The sequence below is a fragment of the Leifsonia sp. 466MF genome (genome assembly GCF_900100265.1).
In the GTDB taxonomy this organism is placed as follows: Bacteria; Actinomycetota; Actinomycetes; order Actinomycetales; family Microbacteriaceae; genus Leifsonia.
Map to the genome: position 1 here is coordinate 426,618 of NZ_LT629696.1, position 14,588 is coordinate 441,205.

The following is a 14,588-nucleotide window of genomic DNA, read 5'->3' on the forward strand; positions in this document are numbered from 1 at the left end:
GACAGCGCCTCCCCCATGGAACTCACGGACGTTCAGAACGACCTGACCGAGATTCTGATCACCGAGGAGCAGATCCGCTCCCGCATCGCCGAGCTGGCACGGGAGGTGGAGCGGGACTACGCCGGCAAGGACGTCCTGCTGATCGGCGTCCTGAAGGGCGCGGTCATGGTGATGGCCGACCTGTCCCGTGAGCTCCGCATGCCCGTGACGATGGACTGGATGGCCGTCAGCTCCTACGGCAGCGGCACGCAGTCCAGCGGCGTCGTGCGCATCCTCAAAGACCTCGACACCGACCTGAGCGGCAAGACCGTCCTGATCGTCGAGGACATCATCGACTCGGGCCTCACGCTCTCGTGGCTGCTGTCGAACCTGCGCAGCCGCGGGCCCGAGTCCATCGAGATCTTCACGCTGCTGCGCAAGCCGGAGGCGGCGCGTGTCGAGATCGACGTCAAGTACGTCGGATTCGACATCCCGAACCAGTTCGTGGTCGGCTACGGCCTCGACTACGACGAGCGCTACCGCACCCTGCGCGGTGTCGGCATCCTGGCGCCCGCCGTCTACAGCTGACGCCAGCGGCCCGCGCGCAGACCGCCCAGAGCGAACACGCAGCCGACCCACAGCGCCCAGGCGGTACTGTGGTCGCACCATGAACGTCAAGAAGATCTTCCGCGGCCCGATCCTGTACGTCGTGCTGGCGATCATCATCGTCTGGATCGGCTCGAGCCTGATCACGATGTCGGGCTTCAAGAGCGTGTCGACGCAGAAAGGCCTGGAGTACCTCTCCCAGGACAAGGTGTCGAGCGCGAAGATCGTCGACGGTGAGAACCGTGTCGACCTGACGCTCAAGGAGCCGGACGGCAACCTGGGCAACCAGGTGCAGTTCTACTACGTCACCCCCCGCGGCGCCGACGTCGTGAAAGCGGTCGACGACGCGAACCTCCCCAAGGGCTACGACGACGAGGTCCCGCAGCCGAACTGGTTCGTCAACATCCTCGGCTTCCTCATCCCGGCTCTCCTCATCGGCGTGTTCTTCTGGATCATGATCTCCGGCATGCAGGGCGGCGGGAACAAGGTCATGCAGTTCGGCAAGTCGCGGGCGAAGCTCGTGACCAAGGAGACGCCGAAGGTCACCTTCGACGACGTCGCCGGGTCGGACGAGGCCATCGAAGAGCTGCAGGAGATCAAGGACTTCCTGAAGGAGCCGGCCAAGTTCCAGGCCGTCGGCGCCCGCATTCCGAAGGGCGTGCTGCTGTACGGCCCTCCCGGTACGGGCAAGACCCTGCTCGCCCGCGCCGTCGCGGGTGAGGCCGGTGTGCCCTTCTACTCGATCTCCGGTTCGGACTTCGTCGAGATGTTCGTCGGTGTCGGCGCCAGCCGTGTCCGCGACCTGTTCCAGCAGGCGAAGGAGAACTCGCCCGCCATCATCTTCATCGACGAGATCGACGCGGTCGGCCGCCACCGCGGCGCCGGCCTCGGCGGTGGGCACGACGAGCGCGAGCAGACGCTGAACCAGCTCCTGGTGGAGATGGACGGCTTCGACCCGAAGACCAACGTCATCCTGATCGCGGCGACCAACCGTCCCGACATCCTCGACCCCGCACTCCTGCGTCCGGGCCGCTTCGACCGCCAGATCGGCGTGGATGCGCCCGACATGCTCGGCCGGAAGAAGATCCTCGAGGTCCACGGTCGCGGCAAGCCCCTGGCGGCGTCGGTCGACCTCGAGGTGCTCGCCCGCAAGACGCCGGGCTTCACCGGCGCCGACCTGGCCAATGTCCTCAACGAGGCCGCGCTGCTCACCGCACGCTCGAACGCGCAGCTGATCGACAACCGCGCGCTCGACGAGGCCGTGGATCGCGTCATCGCCGGTCCGCAGAAGCGCACCCGGGTCATGAAAGACCAAGAGAAGCTCATCACGGCGTACCACGAGGGCGGACACGCGCTCGCCGCCGCGGCGATGCGCCACACCGACCCCGTGACGAAGATCACCATCCTGCCGCGCGGCCGCGCCCTCGGCTACACGATGGTGCTCCCGCTGGAGGACAAGTACTCGGTCACCCGCAACGAGCTCCTCGACCAGCTCGCGTACGCCATGGGCGGCCGCGTCGCCGAGGAGATCGTGTTCCACGACCCGACCACTGGAGCCTCGAACGACATCGAGAAGGCGACCTCCATCGCCCGCAAGATGGTCACCGAGTACGGCATGAGCGCTGACATCGGATCGGTCAAGCTGGGCCAGGCGAACGGCGAGATGTTCCTCGGCCGCGACATGGGCCACCAGCGCGACTACTCCGAGCGGATCGCCGAGCGTGTCGACGCCGAGGTGCGCGCCCTCATCGAGAAGGCGCACGACGAGGCGTGGGAGGTGCTCAACGACAACCGCGCGGTCCTCGACCGCCTGGCCGCCGCGCTCCTCGAACACGAGACCCTCGACCACAACCAGATCGCCGAGATCTTCGCCGACGTGAAGAAGCTGCCCGAGCGCCCGCAGTGGCTCTCCAGCGACAAGCGCCCGATCTCGGACGTCCCGCCCATCCCGTTCCCCAAGGCCCCGATCGACGCGGGCGCGGTGGACGGCGGCGTCGACTCCGAGCCGCCGGCGACGAAGCCGAAGCGTTCGCCCGCGATCAAGCCGCGCCCGGCGACCGCCTAGGGCCGTCGCGCGCATGAGCGGCATCGATCGTCCGCGCATCGAAGCGGCCGTCGCCGAGATCCTCGCCGCCATCGGCGAGGATCCGTCGCGTCCGGGCCTCGAGAGCACGCCGTCGCGTGTTGCGGACTCGTACGCCGAGTTCTTCGCGGGGATCGGCCGGGATGCCGCTGCCGAGTTGGGTGAGCCGGTGCCGCTCGAACAGGGCCACCAGGCCGATACCGTGTTGCTGCGCGACATCGAGTTCCGCTCCGTCTGCGAGCACCACCTGCTGCCCTTCCTCGGCGTCGCCCACGTCGCGTACCTGCCGGGAGACAGCGTCATCGGGCTGGGACGCATCCCGCGCGCGATCGAGACGCTCGCGTCGCGTCCGCAGATCCAGGAGCGCCTGACAGAGCAGATCGCCGACACGATCGAGCAGGGCGCTGCCGCACGCGGTGTGCTCGTCGTGCTCGATGCAGCGCACTCCTGCGTCACGACCCGTGGCGCCCGGCAGTCAGGCAGCACGACCGTGACCGTCGCCGCCCGTGGGGCGTACACCGACCCCGTGGTGCGGGCCGAGCTCATCGCGTTGATCGGACGCGGCGTCAAGTGACCCTCATCATGGGCGTCCTCAACGTGACGCCGGACTCGTTCAGCGACGGCGGGCTCTGGCTGGAGCCCGACGCCGCCATCGCGCACGGCCTCGACCTGGTCGCCCAGGGCGCCGACATGGTCGACGTCGGCGGCGAGTCGACCCGGCCCGGCGCCGCGAGCGTCGACCCGGTCGACGAGCAGGCCCGCGTCGTCCCCGTGATCCGCGAGCTGGCCTCCCGCGGGGTGACGGTCAGCGTCGACACCCTCAACGCGTCCACCGCACGGGCCGCGGTCGAGGCGGGCGCGGCGATCATCAACGACGTCTCGGGCGGCCTCGCCGACGAGCGGATGCCGGACGTCGTGCTCGAGACGGGCGCCCAGTACGTCGCGATGCATTGGCGCGGCCGGCTCGACGCGGCCGACTCGCGGGCCGTCTACGAGCACACGGTGGCGGAGGTCCGGGCGGAGCTCTCCGCGCGCGTCACCGACCTGGTGCGGCGCGGCATCGACCCGGCCAAGCTCATCCTCGACCCCGGCCTCGGCTTCTCGAAGAACGCACGGCACAACTGGCAGGTCCTCGCCGGGCTGCACGAGATCGAGACGCTGGGGTACCCGGTGCTGATCGGTGCATCCCGCAAACGGTTCCTGGGGGCGTTGCTGCCGGAGGGGGCGCCGGCGGAGGCGCGCGACGCCCCGACGGCCGTCATCTCGGCGCTGGCCGCGCAGGCGGGCGCGTGGGCCGTCCGTGTCCACGATGTTCCGTCGACGCGGATCGCCCTCGACGTGGTGCGGGCATGGCAAGCTGGACGCGATGAGTAGCATCCAGCCGCGGCCCGCCGACTCGATCATCCTGACCGGTCTGCGCGTCCGCGCCAACCACGGAGTGTTCGACTTCGAGCGCGCCGACGGGCAGGACTTCGTCGTCGACGTCACGGCCTGGCTCGACCTCTCGGTCGCGGCGGCCGGTGACGACCTCGCATCGACCGTCCACTACGGCGAGCTCGCCGAAGAAGTGGTGGCGGCCGTCGAGCGGGACCCCGTCGATCTCATCGAGACCGTCGCCGAGCGGGTCGCCACGACCGTGCTGGCGCACGAGCCGGTGGATGTCGTCGAGGTGACCGTCCACAAGCCGCAGGCGCCGATCAGCGTGCCGTTCGGGGATGTCGCCGTGCGCATCACGCGGGGGCGCGCATGAACGCCGCGCCGCTGGGGAAGCCGGTCCGCATGCGGGTCGGCGTTCCGGCCGTGCTCGCGTTCGGGAGCAACCTCGGCGACCGCGCCGGCACCATCCATGCGGCCGTTGATGCGCTGCGCGAGGAGGCCGGGGTCGATGTGCAGTCGGTCTCGCGGCTGTACGAGACGCCCGCGCTGAAGCCCGACGGGATCGACGCGGAGGCGCCCGCCTACCTCAACGCGGTGGCGCTCGTCCGCACCCTGCTCGATCCGCTCGCGCTGCTCGGCGTCGTCAACAGCGTCGAGGACCGGCTGGGCCGCGTCCGCGAGGAGCATTGGGGCGACCGCACCATCGATATCGACATCGTCGACTACGACGGGATGGTGTCCGACGACGACCCGCGCATCGTGCTGCCGCATCCGCGGGCACACGAGCGTGCCTTCGTCCTCGTGCCGTGGCTCGACGTCGACCCGGATGCCCGGCTTACCGGCTTCGGATCGGTCGCCGAGCTCGCCGCTCGCGCCACCGATCCCGTCCGTCTCTGGGAGGGCCGCTCGTGAAGCGCACCCGTCCGAGCTCGCTGATCGGCCTCGGCGTCGCCGGGCTCGTCGTCGGCTTCCTCGCCGAGCTGGCCGCCGCCGGCATGGGCCAGCCCGTGTTCATCCCGCCGCTGACGCTGCCGATCACACTGGTGGCGGTGGCGATCATCGTCATCGCGTTCGCCCTGCCGATCCGCCGTGCCGTGCGCGGGCGGAGCGTTCGCCGCATCGACCCGTTCCAGGCCACCCGGATCGTCGTGCTCGCCAAAGCGTGCGGGCTGAGCGGTGCGCTGCTCACGGGCATCGGCATCGGGATCGGCGCCTACCTGCTCAGCCGCGACGTCCTGCCGGGCGGCAACGCCATCCTGCTTACCGCGCTCACGACGGCCGGAGCGGTGATCCTGCTCGTCGCCGGTCTCGTCGCCGAGCTGTTCTGCACCCTGCCCCCGGGCGACGACGACGACCGCACGGAGACCGTGAATGCCCGATCGGATTGACCTCAACGTCGGCGAGTGGCGCCGCGTCTCGCCCAAGTACGTCCTCGTCGTCATCGCGAGCACGGTGATCACCGGGCTCGTGCTCGCGGCGGCGTCGCTGTTCCTGTGGCTGGTGGGCGGCTGGCCGTTCGGCTGGGTGGCGCTCGTCGTCGTGGTCGTCATCTCGGTGATCGCGCTGATCATCGCGCCGCGCCGCGCCCGCTCGATCGGGTACCGGCTGCGCGACGACGACCTGCTGTTCCGCCGCGGCATCATGTTCCAGCGCTTCGTGTCGGTTCCGTACGGGCGCATGCAGCTGATCGACATCAACAGGGGACCGGTCAGCCGGATGCTCGGACTGGCCGACCTCAAGTTCGTCACGGCCGCCGCATCCACCGGTGTGATGGTCCCTGGCCTCCCGGAGCCGGAGGCCGCCGAGCTTCGCGACCGGCTCGTCGAGCTGGCGGAGAGCAGACGGGCGGGACTGTGAGCGCCCCGGATGGCGGCGCGCCGGCGGGTCCGCCCGTCGGCCGCCCTCTGACGCGTGCGGAGCGCGCCGCTGAGCGGTACACCGACGGCGAGTGGCACCGGCTGCATCCCGCGACGCCCCTGCTTCGCGGCGGCATCGTGTTCATCGCCCTGTTCGGATTCGTTCTCTCGAACCTGCGTGAGCGCCTGATCGGCTTCTTCGTCGGCGCGCCCGAGTACGGCGGAGACCCGCTGGACGCGATCTACAACCACGGGTGGGAGGGCTGGGCTCTGCTCGGGGTGGCGGTCGTGCTGCTGCTCTGCTTCGGGGCCTTCTACCTCTCGTGGCGCATGCACAGCTTCCGGATCACAGGCGATGCGGTCGAAGTGCGCAGCGGCATCCTGTTCCGCACGCAGCGCAAGGCGCGGCTCGACCGCATTCAGGGCATCAACGTCGTGCGGCCGGTGCTGGCGCGCATCTTCGGAGCGGCCAAGCTGGATGTGTCGGTCGCCGGACACGATGCGAACGTGCAGCTGGCCTACCTGGGCTCGTCGCTGGCGGACGGCCTGCGAGCAGACGTGCTGCGGCTGGCCTCGGGCGTGCGGGCGGCGGAAGCTGCGGAGGCGGCGGAGGCCGAGGCGGCAGCGGCGGGCGGTGCGGCCGCGGTTGCCGTCGACGAGAGCGGCTCGGATACACCGGCAGGCGCGGCGACGGGCGGAGGTGCTCCTTCCCGTGCGGCCGCAGTCGGGGACCTCGTCGGCCGTCGCGTGAATGAGTTCCTCGCGCCCGAGCTGGATCCGAACGCCGCGCCGCCGGAGTCGGTCGTCAAGATCCCGCCGCTGCGGCTGCTGGGCTCGCTCCTGCTGAGCGGCTTCACGGTGTTCGTGCTGGTCGTGATCGCCTTCCTGATCTGGGGTGCGTCGAGCGGCGAGCTGTGGCTCCTCATCGTCGTGCTGCCCGGTCTGATCGGGTCCGCCAGCTTCTACATCAACCGCTTCACGAAGTCGTTGCGGTACTCGATCGCCGGGACCCCGGACGGAGTGCGTGTCGGCTTCGGTCTGCTGAGCACGAGCAACGAGACGCTGCCGCCCGGGCGCATCCATGCCGTGGAGGTGCTGCAGCCGCTGCTGTGGCGTCCGTTCGGCTGGTGGCAGATCCGGATCGACACCGCGGGCCATTCGCGCGAGAAGGGCGCGGCTGGACAGCCGAACACGACGATGCTTCCTGTCGGCGACGCGGCTGACGTCTTCCGTGTGCTGTCGCTGGTGCTGCCGGGCTTCGCAACGGACGGGCACCGGGAGCTGATCGAATCCGGGATGACGTCGGCCGGGCGGGACGCGTTCGTCGGCAGTCCGCGTCGGGCGGTGTGGATCCGTCCGTTCTCCTGGCAGCGCACCGGATACCGCGTGGTCGATGACGCGATCCTGCTGCGCCGCGGGTTCGTCTGGCGGAGTCTCGCGATCGTGCCGCTCGCGCGTCTGCAGAGCCTGGAGCTCCAGCAGGGTCCTCTGGATGCGGCCCTCGGGCTGGCCGAGGCGCGGTTCCACACCGTGTCCGGCCCGGTCCACCCGCGGCTGGCGGCGATCGACGCACCGAACGGTGTCCGGCTGTTCGAGGAGGTCTCGACGCGGGCCGTCGCCGCGGCGGCCGCGGACCGGAGCCACCGGTGGGGGCAGGCCACGAACCATACCGAGAAGGAGCACTGATGTTGCCGTCCGCCCGTCCGCCTTCGCAGCGTTCCGGCCGGCTGGGGCTGGGCATCATCGGCGCCGGTCGCGTCGGCCCGGTGCTCGGACTCGCCCTGGCCGGCGCGGGACACGCGATCGTCGGGGTCTCGGCCGTGTCGGAGCAGAGCCGGGAGCGCGCGGAGGCGATGCTGCCCGGAGTTCCGGTGCTCGACATCCCGACCGTGGTGGAGCGCAGCGAGCTGGTGATCCTGGCCGTTCCCGCGGCCGAGCTCCCGAGCCTGGTCGCGGGTCTCGCAGCGACGGGAACGTGGCAGCCCGGCCAGATCGTGCTGCACACCGCCCCCGGGTTCGGAATCGACGTGCTGCAGCCCGCAGCGGCGGCTGGCGCCATCCCGCTGGCCGTCCACCCGGCGCTGGAGTTCACCGGCACGAGTCTGGACCTCGCCCGGCTCGGCGAGAGCTACTTCGCCGTGACGGCTCCGGCCGCGGTCCTTCCTATCGCGCAGGCGCTGGTGGTGGAGATGGGCGGCGAGCCGGTGGTCGTCGATGAGGCGGACCGGCCGGCTTACGCCGAGGCGATCGCGACGGCGACGGCGTTCTCCCGGTCGATCGTGGAGCAGTCGACGGGCCTGCTGCGGAGCATCGGTGTCGAGAAGCCCGGCTCCTTCCTCAGTTCGCTCATCCGCTCCGCGGTAGACAACGCGCTCACCCGCGCCGGTGCTCCGACGCGGCTGGACCTCGACGTGATCGGCGCTCTGCAGGACGACGCGGCAGGCGGTGTCGCGGGAGGTACCGGCCCCGAGGGCGATCCCGGTGACGACGGGCGCGGCTGGTTCCTGCGCGGCGAGTAGCCTGGTTCCGGCCGGTTTCGAGCCGGCCGAAGGGATGCGCATGCCAGAGATCATCACCACCATCGCCGAGCTGCGGGCCCGAGTCGCGGACGCGCGCCGTGTCGCGCGCCAGGACGGCCCGGCGGACGCGCCCACCGGCCGCGTGGTGCTCGTGCCGACCATGGGGGCGCTCCACGAGGGTCACCTCCGCCTGGTGTCGCAGGCGCGCGACCTCGGGGGTTTCGTCGTGGTGTCGATCTTCGTGAACCCGCTGCAGTTCGGCCCCGGAGAGGACTTGGATCGCTACCCTCGCACGCTGGACGCGGACGTCACCGCCCTCGAGGGCCTCGCCGACGTTGTGTTTGCTCCCTCCGCCTCGGAGATGTATCCGAACGGCCCTTCGGAGACCCGGGTGACGGCGGGGGAGTCCGGAACGTTGTTCGAGGGAGCCTCCCGCCCCGGACACTTCGACGGTGTCCTGACCGTCGTCAGCAAGCTCTTCAACATCGTGCAGCCGGACGTCGCCGTCTTCGGTCAGAAGGACGCCCAGCAGGTGCATGTCATCGGCCGCATGGTCGATGACCTCAACCTGCCGGTCTCGATCGCCGTCGTGGACACCGTCCGCGAGTCGGACGGCCTCGCCCTTTCCAGCCGCAACCGCTACCTGGATGAGGACCAGCGCCTCGCCGCGGTCACCCTGTCCCGCGCCCTGTCCGCCGGCTCGGAGGCTGCTCGCGACGGCGTGGAGGCCGCCCTTGGAGCCGCTCGCGCGCACGTCGAGGCGGACCCAGCCGTTAAGCTTGACTATCTCGCGATCGTCGACCCGGATACCTTCCGCGAAGCGTCGCCTGACCACCACGGTCCCGCCCTGATGCTGATCGCCGCTCGCGTCGGAACGACCCGGCTGATCGACAACCAGCGCCTCACGACGTGACCACCGCACCACCGCCCTCCCTCTCGAACGGAAAGACAGCGATGACCGACGCGCAGACCACCGCGGCCGACCTCGGCGACGACCAGCTCGGCGAAGACGAGATCAGCGAGCAGAAGGCGGTCCGGCTCGGCAAGCGCGACCGTCTGCTTGCCGAGGCGGAGGGCCCCGGCGGCGGCGCGTACCCGGTGCAGGTTCCGGTCACCACGACCATCCCGGCCGTCCGCGCGAAGTGGGATCACCTGCAGCCGGACGAGGGCTCGGGCGAGATCGTCGGCATCGCCGGCCGGGTCGTGCACCTGCGCAACACCGGCAAGCTGTGCTTCGCGGTGCTGCAGGCCGGCGATGGCTCGCGCATCCAGGTGATGGTGTCGCTCGCCGAGGTGGGCGAGGAGTCGCTGGGCGCGTGGAAGGAGCTCGTCGACCTCGGCGACCACGTGTTCGTCTCCGGCGAGGTCGTCTCGAGCCGCCGCGGCGAGCTCTCGGTCATGGCGCGCGAGTGGCGGATCGCCGCCAAGGCGCTGCTTCCCCTGCCGAATCTGCACAGCGAGCTGAGCGAGGAGACCCGCGTCCGCGCCCGCTACCTGGACCTGATCGCGCGCGACCAGGCGCGGAAGACTGTCCTCGATCGCGCGGCGGCCGTCGCGAGCCTGCGCCGCACGTTCGCGGACCGCGGCTTCGTAGAGGTCGAGACGCCGATGCTGCAGGTCATCCACGGTGGCGCGTCCGCTCGCCCGTTCGTCACGCACTCGAACGCCTTCGACACGGAGCTGTACCTCCGCATCGCGCCGGAGCTCTACCTGAAGCGCGCTGTGGTCGGCGGCATCGACCACGTGTTCGAGATCAACCGCAACTTCCGCAATGAGGGCGCGGACTCGACGCACTCCCCGGAGTTCGCCATGCTGGAGGCCTACCAGGCCTACGGCGACTACAACTCGATCGCCGACCTCACCCAGACGCTCATCCAGGATGCCGCCGTCGCGGTCTCCGGATCGCACGTCGTCACGTGGGCCGACGGCACCGAGTACGACCTCGGCGGCCAGTGGGACCGCATCCGCATGTACGACAGCCTCTCGGACGCGATCGGCGAGGAGATCACGCCGGAGACTCCCATCGAGCGCCTCCGTGAGCTCGCCGCTCTCGCCGGGATCGAGATCGAGCACCCGCTGCCGGGCAAGTACGTCGAGGAGCTGTGGGAGCACTACGTCAAGACCGACCTCGTGCGTCCGACCTTCGTCATGGACTTCCCCGTCGACACCAGCCCTCTGGTGCGTGCGCACCGCTCGCGGGATGGCGTCGTCGAGAAGTGGGATCTGTACACGCGGGGCTTCGAACTCGCTACCGGCTACTCCGAGCTCGTCGACCCGGTCGTGCAGCGGGAGCGCTTCGTCGAGCAGGCGAAGCTGGCAGCCGCGGGCGACAACGAGGCGATGCGTCTCGACGAGGAGTTCCTCCGGGCTCTCGAGTTCGGCATGCCGCCGACGGGTGGCATGGGCATGGGCATCGACCGCCTGCTGATGGCCCTCACCGGCCTGGGCATCCGCGAGACGATCCTCTTCCCGCTGGTCAAGTAGGCTCCCAGGACCCGGCGGTACGATGGAGGCGCTATGAACGACGTCATCAGCGGTATCGTCTGGGCCCTCGCGCCGACCGTCCTGGTCGGTCTGCTGTTCTGGGCGATCATGCGCGCGATCGTGCGCGCCGACCGCAACGAGCGGAAGGCCTACTCGCGCTTGGAAGCCGAGGAGCGCGCTCGCCGCGGCCTCGCCCCCAAGGCCTGACTCCTTCCCACCCAACGCCGTCGGCCGCGTGACCTTCGCCGCCCGCGTGCGGAGGGCCTCGCCGCTCGACGTTCGCGTTCCCGCTACGGTATGTCTGGGGACGCATGGGCGTCTTTCTGGGATCGACCGAGGGATGCGTGCATGGAGACGGGGTTCTGGGTCTCGTTCTTCATCGTCCTGGCACTTCTGATCGACTTCGTCATCCGCGTCCTCGCCATCATCATCGTCCCGCGCAACCGCAAGCCGACGTCGGCCACCGCGTGGTTGCTCGCGATCTTCCTAATCCCCTACATCGGCATCCTCTTCTTCCTCCTGATCGGCAGTTACAAGCTGCCCAAGAGCCGCCGCCAGAAGCAGGACGAGATCAACCGCTTCATCATCGACAGCACCGAGGGCATCGAGCGGGTGCGCCGTGACCACCCGTGGCCGCCGTGGCTCGAAGGGGTCGTCGAGCTGAACCGCAAGCTCGGGGCCATGCCACTCGTCGGCGGCAACCGGGCGACACTCAACGGCGACTACCAGGGGTCGCTCGACGCGATGGCCGAGGAGATCGGCAAGGCGAAGCGATACGTCCACGTCGAGTTCTACATCTTGACGCTCGACAAGACGACCGCCCCGTTCTTCGATGCCCTGGAGGCCGCTGTGGAGCGCGGCGTGACCGTACGCGTGCTCCTCGACCACATCGCCTCGCTGCGGACGCCCGACTACAAGCGCACTCTCGAGAGACTCACGGCGATGGGCGCCCGGTGGCAGCTCATGCTCCCGGTCCAGCCCTTCAAGGGGAAGTATCAGCGCCCCGACCTCCGGAACCACCGCAAGCTGCTCGTGGTCGACGGTCGCGTGGCGTTCATGGGTTCCCAGAACGTCATCGACCGGAGCTACAACAAGAAGTCGAACATCCGGCGCGGGCTCAAGTGGAAGGAACTCATCGTCCGGCTCGAGGGACCCATCGTCGCCGGTCTCAACGCCATCTTCATCACCGACTGGTACAGCGAGACGGACGAGCTGCTCCGCCGCGAGACCGAGCCCATCACCGACGAGATCGAGGCCAACGAGCTCGACGCCCAGGTGGTGCCCTCCGGACCGGGGTTCGCCGGTGAGAACAACCTCCGCCTCTTCCTCGCACTCCTGTACTACGCCCAGGAACGCATCGTCATCACGTCCCCGTACTTCGTGCCGGACGAGTCGATGCTCATGGCCGTCACCTCCGCCGTGCAGCGCGGGATCCGCGTCGACCTGTTCGTCTCCGAGATCGGTGACCAGGCCCTCGTCTATCACGCTCAGCGCTCCTACTATGAGGCGCTCCTGCGCGCGGGAGTCCGGATCTGGATGTACAAGGCGCCCTACATCCTTCATGCGAAGCACTTCACCATCGACGACGACGTCGCCGTCATCGGTTCGAGCAACATGGACATGCGTTCCTTCCAGCTCAACATGGAGGTCTCCCTCATGGTGCGCGGGCGTTCGTTCGTAGATGAGATGCGGAAGGTCGAGGACGGCTATCGCCAGGACAGCCGTGAGCTCACGCTGGACGAGTGGATGAAGCAGCCGCTCCGCTCTACAGTTTTGGACAACCTGGCCCGGCTGACCTCCGCACTGCAGTGACCCGCCGGACCTGCGGAGCCGTGTGCGCGACGGTCAGGCCGGCTGAAGCTCGCTCAATCGCCTGACCTCGCACCACCGCTCGGCCGCCGCGGCGAGGCGGTCGTCCGCCGTCACGAGGGGCAGCTCCATGAGACGGGCGAGCGCGACGTACACGGCGTCGTAGGCGCTCAGGTTCTCTCGCCAGCGCCAGGCGTCGGGCCAGAGCGGCTCGTGCTCCACACGCATGATCTCGAGTCGGAAGAAGTCGATGATCACCTGCTCGGCGAGCTGAGCGTCGTCCGGGCGCCGGAGGGCGTGCTTGCGCATCGCGCTCACGAACTCCGGGTCGATCAGGTGGGGCGCCACCAGGATGCACTCGGCCAGCTCGTCGTTCTCTTCGAACGCGGCGAGTCCCTCGCGCGAGAGCAGTGCGACGAGAGCGCTGCAGTCCATCACCGCCGCGATCATCGGCTTCCCCGGTCGTCGCGGATGCCCTGGACGATCTCCTCCGTGGTGATGTTCAACGGTCGTCGACCGCTGGCGCTCGGAGGCTGACGCTGCGCCAGCGCACGCTGCTCGACCGTCACCTCCGCCCAACGCTCCTCGATGCGCAGCCTCTCGGCGATGCGGGTGAGTTGTCTGCGGAGGTACTCCGAGTAGGACAGCCCTTTTGCTGCTGCTGCCGCCTTCAGGCGATCGTTGACGGCCGGATCCAGATCTCGCACTTGCACGGTGACTCCCATGGGTTCAGTTTAGGGTGGGGTGCATGCAGATGCAACGGATTTGCATGCAGTGAGACCATCCTGACGTGCCAGAGGCCGGGAGGGGCCGAGGGAGCTCGAATTGTGGAGAAGTGCCGCGGTCGCGGAGATGTGGACGGATATGAGTCAGCCGCGCGGCCGCAGGCGGACCGTCGGTAATTCCGGCGCAGGCAACGGCGTTCCGTCGTAGCCCTCGACGGTCCCGAAACGTCCGTGAGGATCGGCTCCGGCGATGACCTCGCCCTGCCACTGCGCCCGGTAGACGACCACGTCCTCATGGCTCCGGCCGATGAAGTTCCACCACATCACGATCTGCTCGCCCAGCGGCTCTCCGCCGAGGAGCACGATCCGGGCGTCTGCTCCCGAGCTCACCGAAAGGCTCGTGCGGCCGGGATTCAGGTAGGCCAGATGAGAGACAGGAACGGGTGTGCCGTCGATGGTGACGTCGCCGGCATCGACGAGCACGCCGTGCTCGAATCCCTCCTCGAGGGGGACCTCGATCGTTGTGTCGGCCGGCATGACGATCTCGGCGCCGACCAGCGGCGAGAACACCGTCGCGGACGTGCCGCTTCCGGCGAGCGATCCGACGAAGGTCCGCACGGAGGCCGCGCCGATGCTGCCCGCCACGGGAGTGTGGTGCTCGAAGAACGGTTCGACATCGCGCGAGGCGTTCGGCAGGGCCACCCAGAGCTGGACGCCGTGCAGTCGCCGCGTCCCCGGCGTGGACACCTCCGAATGGCTGATCCCGCGACCTGCGGTCATCAGATTGAGCTCTCCCGGTCGGACGAGAGCGTGACTGCCCACGCTGTCGCGATGGTCGATCTCGCCCTCGAAGAGCCAGCTGACCGTCTGCAGCCCCGTGTGCGGATGCGGCGGGACGCGCATCCCGCCGGTCGCCGAGACATCGTCGGGACCGTAGTGGTCGATGAAGCACCAGCCGCCGATCAGCGAACGGCGACGCTGCGGGAGGGTCCGGCGGACGGTCATCGCGCGCGGGCCGCCGAGCGGAACATCCCGCGGTTCGAGGATCTCCACGCCGGCGTCCGTGAGCACGGCCGACGTCGCGACGAGCTCGGCCGGATCGCGCTCCAAGTTGCTCATAGCGGCATCCTAGGCGTCGGGCAGGACAGCC

The 14,588-nt window shown here is 69.4% G+C and carries 17 protein-coding genes; 14 read left to right on the plus strand and 3 right to left on the minus strand.

The features are described 5' to 3' along the window. The first annotated feature begins 15 nt into the window (after nt 1-15). The 14 genes from hpt to cls all read left to right on the plus strand — a co-directional run bounded on the left by hpt (nt 16) and on the right by cls (nt 12,716). Nucleotides 16-567: a hypoxanthine phosphoribosyltransferase gene (gene hpt / locus BLR91_RS02060; RefSeq protein WP_018192131.1), complete on the plus strand. Its 552-nt coding sequence runs from the start codon at nt 16-18 to the stop codon at nt 565-567. 79 nt (nt 568-646) lie between these two features. Then, nucleotides 647-2,650, plus strand: coding sequence for an ATP-dependent zinc metalloprotease FtsH (gene ftsH / locus BLR91_RS02065; RefSeq protein ID WP_020076813.1), 2,004 nt, complete (start codon nt 647-649; stop codon nt 2,648-2,650). A gap of 13 nt (nt 2,651-2,663) precedes the next feature. Further along, on the plus strand, nt 2,664-3,242 hold the full coding sequence (gene folE, locus BLR91_RS02070; protein WP_089877577.1) for a GTP cyclohydrolase I: 579 nt from the start codon (nt 2,664-2,666) through the stop codon (nt 3,240-3,242). After that, entirely contained in the window at nt 3,239-4,042 is an 804-nt protein-coding gene (gene folP / locus BLR91_RS02075) for a dihydropteroate synthase (protein ID WP_018192128.1), read from the plus strand. The genes folE and folP overlap by 4 nt, the downstream gene beginning before the upstream one ends. After that, the gene (gene folB / locus BLR91_RS02080) at nt 4,035-4,418 is read left to right on the plus strand and encodes a dihydroneopterin aldolase (protein ID WP_089877572.1); all 384 of its coding nucleotides are present in this window, start codon (nt 4,035-4,037) and stop codon (nt 4,416-4,418) included. Before folP ends, folB begins: the two co-directional genes overlap by 8 nt. After that, complete coding sequence (gene folK, locus BLR91_RS02085; RefSeq protein ID WP_089877569.1) at nt 4,415-4,957, plus strand: 2-amino-4-hydroxy-6-hydroxymethyldihydropteridine diphosphokinase; 543 nt, start codon at nt 4,415-4,417, stop codon at nt 4,955-4,957. The genes folB and folK overlap by 4 nt, the downstream gene beginning before the upstream one ends. Next, nucleotides 4,954-5,433, plus strand: a complete 480-nt coding sequence (locus BLR91_RS02090) for a DUF3180 domain-containing protein (RefSeq protein WP_089877565.1) — start codon at nt 4,954-4,956, stop codon at nt 5,431-5,433. The genes folK and BLR91_RS02090 overlap by 4 nt, the downstream gene beginning before the upstream one ends. Beyond that, complete coding sequence (locus BLR91_RS02095) at nt 5,417-5,902, plus strand: PH domain-containing protein (RefSeq protein WP_018192124.1); 486 nt, start codon at nt 5,417-5,419, stop codon at nt 5,900-5,902. Before BLR91_RS02090 ends, BLR91_RS02095 begins: the two co-directional genes overlap by 17 nt. Then, nucleotides 5,899-7,587, plus strand: coding sequence for a PH domain-containing protein (locus BLR91_RS02100; RefSeq protein WP_089877562.1), 1,689 nt, complete (start codon nt 5,899-5,901; stop codon nt 7,585-7,587). The genes BLR91_RS02095 and BLR91_RS02100 overlap by 4 nt, the downstream gene beginning before the upstream one ends. Continuing rightward, complete coding sequence (locus BLR91_RS02105) at nt 7,587-8,420, plus strand: Rossmann-like and DUF2520 domain-containing protein (RefSeq protein ID WP_089877558.1); 834 nt, start codon at nt 7,587-7,589, stop codon at nt 8,418-8,420. The genes BLR91_RS02100 and BLR91_RS02105 overlap by 1 nt, the downstream gene beginning before the upstream one ends. Before the next feature lie 34 nt (nt 8,421-8,454). Next, nucleotides 8,455-9,333 (plus strand): pantoate--beta-alanine ligase, encoded by an 879-nt coding sequence (gene panC, locus BLR91_RS02110; RefSeq protein WP_089877555.1) that lies wholly within the window; start codon nt 8,455-8,457, stop codon nt 9,331-9,333. A gap of 41 nt (nt 9,334-9,374) precedes the next feature. Continuing rightward, complete coding sequence (gene lysS, locus BLR91_RS02115) at nt 9,375-10,904, plus strand: lysine--tRNA ligase (RefSeq protein ID WP_089877552.1); 1,530 nt, start codon at nt 9,375-9,377, stop codon at nt 10,902-10,904. Nucleotides 10,905-10,937: 33 nt separating this feature from the next. Next, entirely contained in the window at nt 10,938-11,111 is a 174-nt protein-coding gene (locus tag BLR91_RS20105) for a hypothetical protein (protein ID WP_018192119.1), read from the plus strand. A 141-nt stretch (nt 11,112-11,252) separates the two neighbouring features. Then, a complete protein-coding gene (gene cls / locus BLR91_RS02120) occupies nt 11,253-12,716 on the plus strand; it encodes a cardiolipin synthase (RefSeq protein WP_089877549.1) in 1,464 nt (487 codons plus the stop codon). 33 nt (nt 12,717-12,749) lie between these two features. Here the strand turns inward: cls and BLR91_RS02125 are convergent, their stop codons facing one another. The 3 genes from BLR91_RS02125 to BLR91_RS02135 form a co-directional block, all read right to left on the minus strand. After that, a complete protein-coding gene (locus BLR91_RS02125; RefSeq protein ID WP_231919013.1) occupies nt 12,750-13,148 on the minus strand; it encodes a type II toxin-antitoxin system VapC family toxin in 399 nt (132 codons plus the stop codon). Nucleotides 13,149-13,159: 11 nt separating this feature from the next. Continuing rightward, entirely contained in the window at nt 13,160-13,438 is a 279-nt protein-coding gene (locus BLR91_RS02130) for a FitA-like ribbon-helix-helix domain-containing protein (RefSeq protein ID WP_089877543.1), read from the minus strand. A 144-nt stretch (nt 13,439-13,582) separates the two neighbouring features. Further along, nucleotides 13,583-14,557 (minus strand): pirin family protein, encoded by a 975-nt coding sequence (locus BLR91_RS02135; protein WP_089877540.1) that lies wholly within the window; start codon nt 14,555-14,557, stop codon nt 13,583-13,585. Nucleotides 14,558-14,588 lie beyond the last annotated feature (31 nt).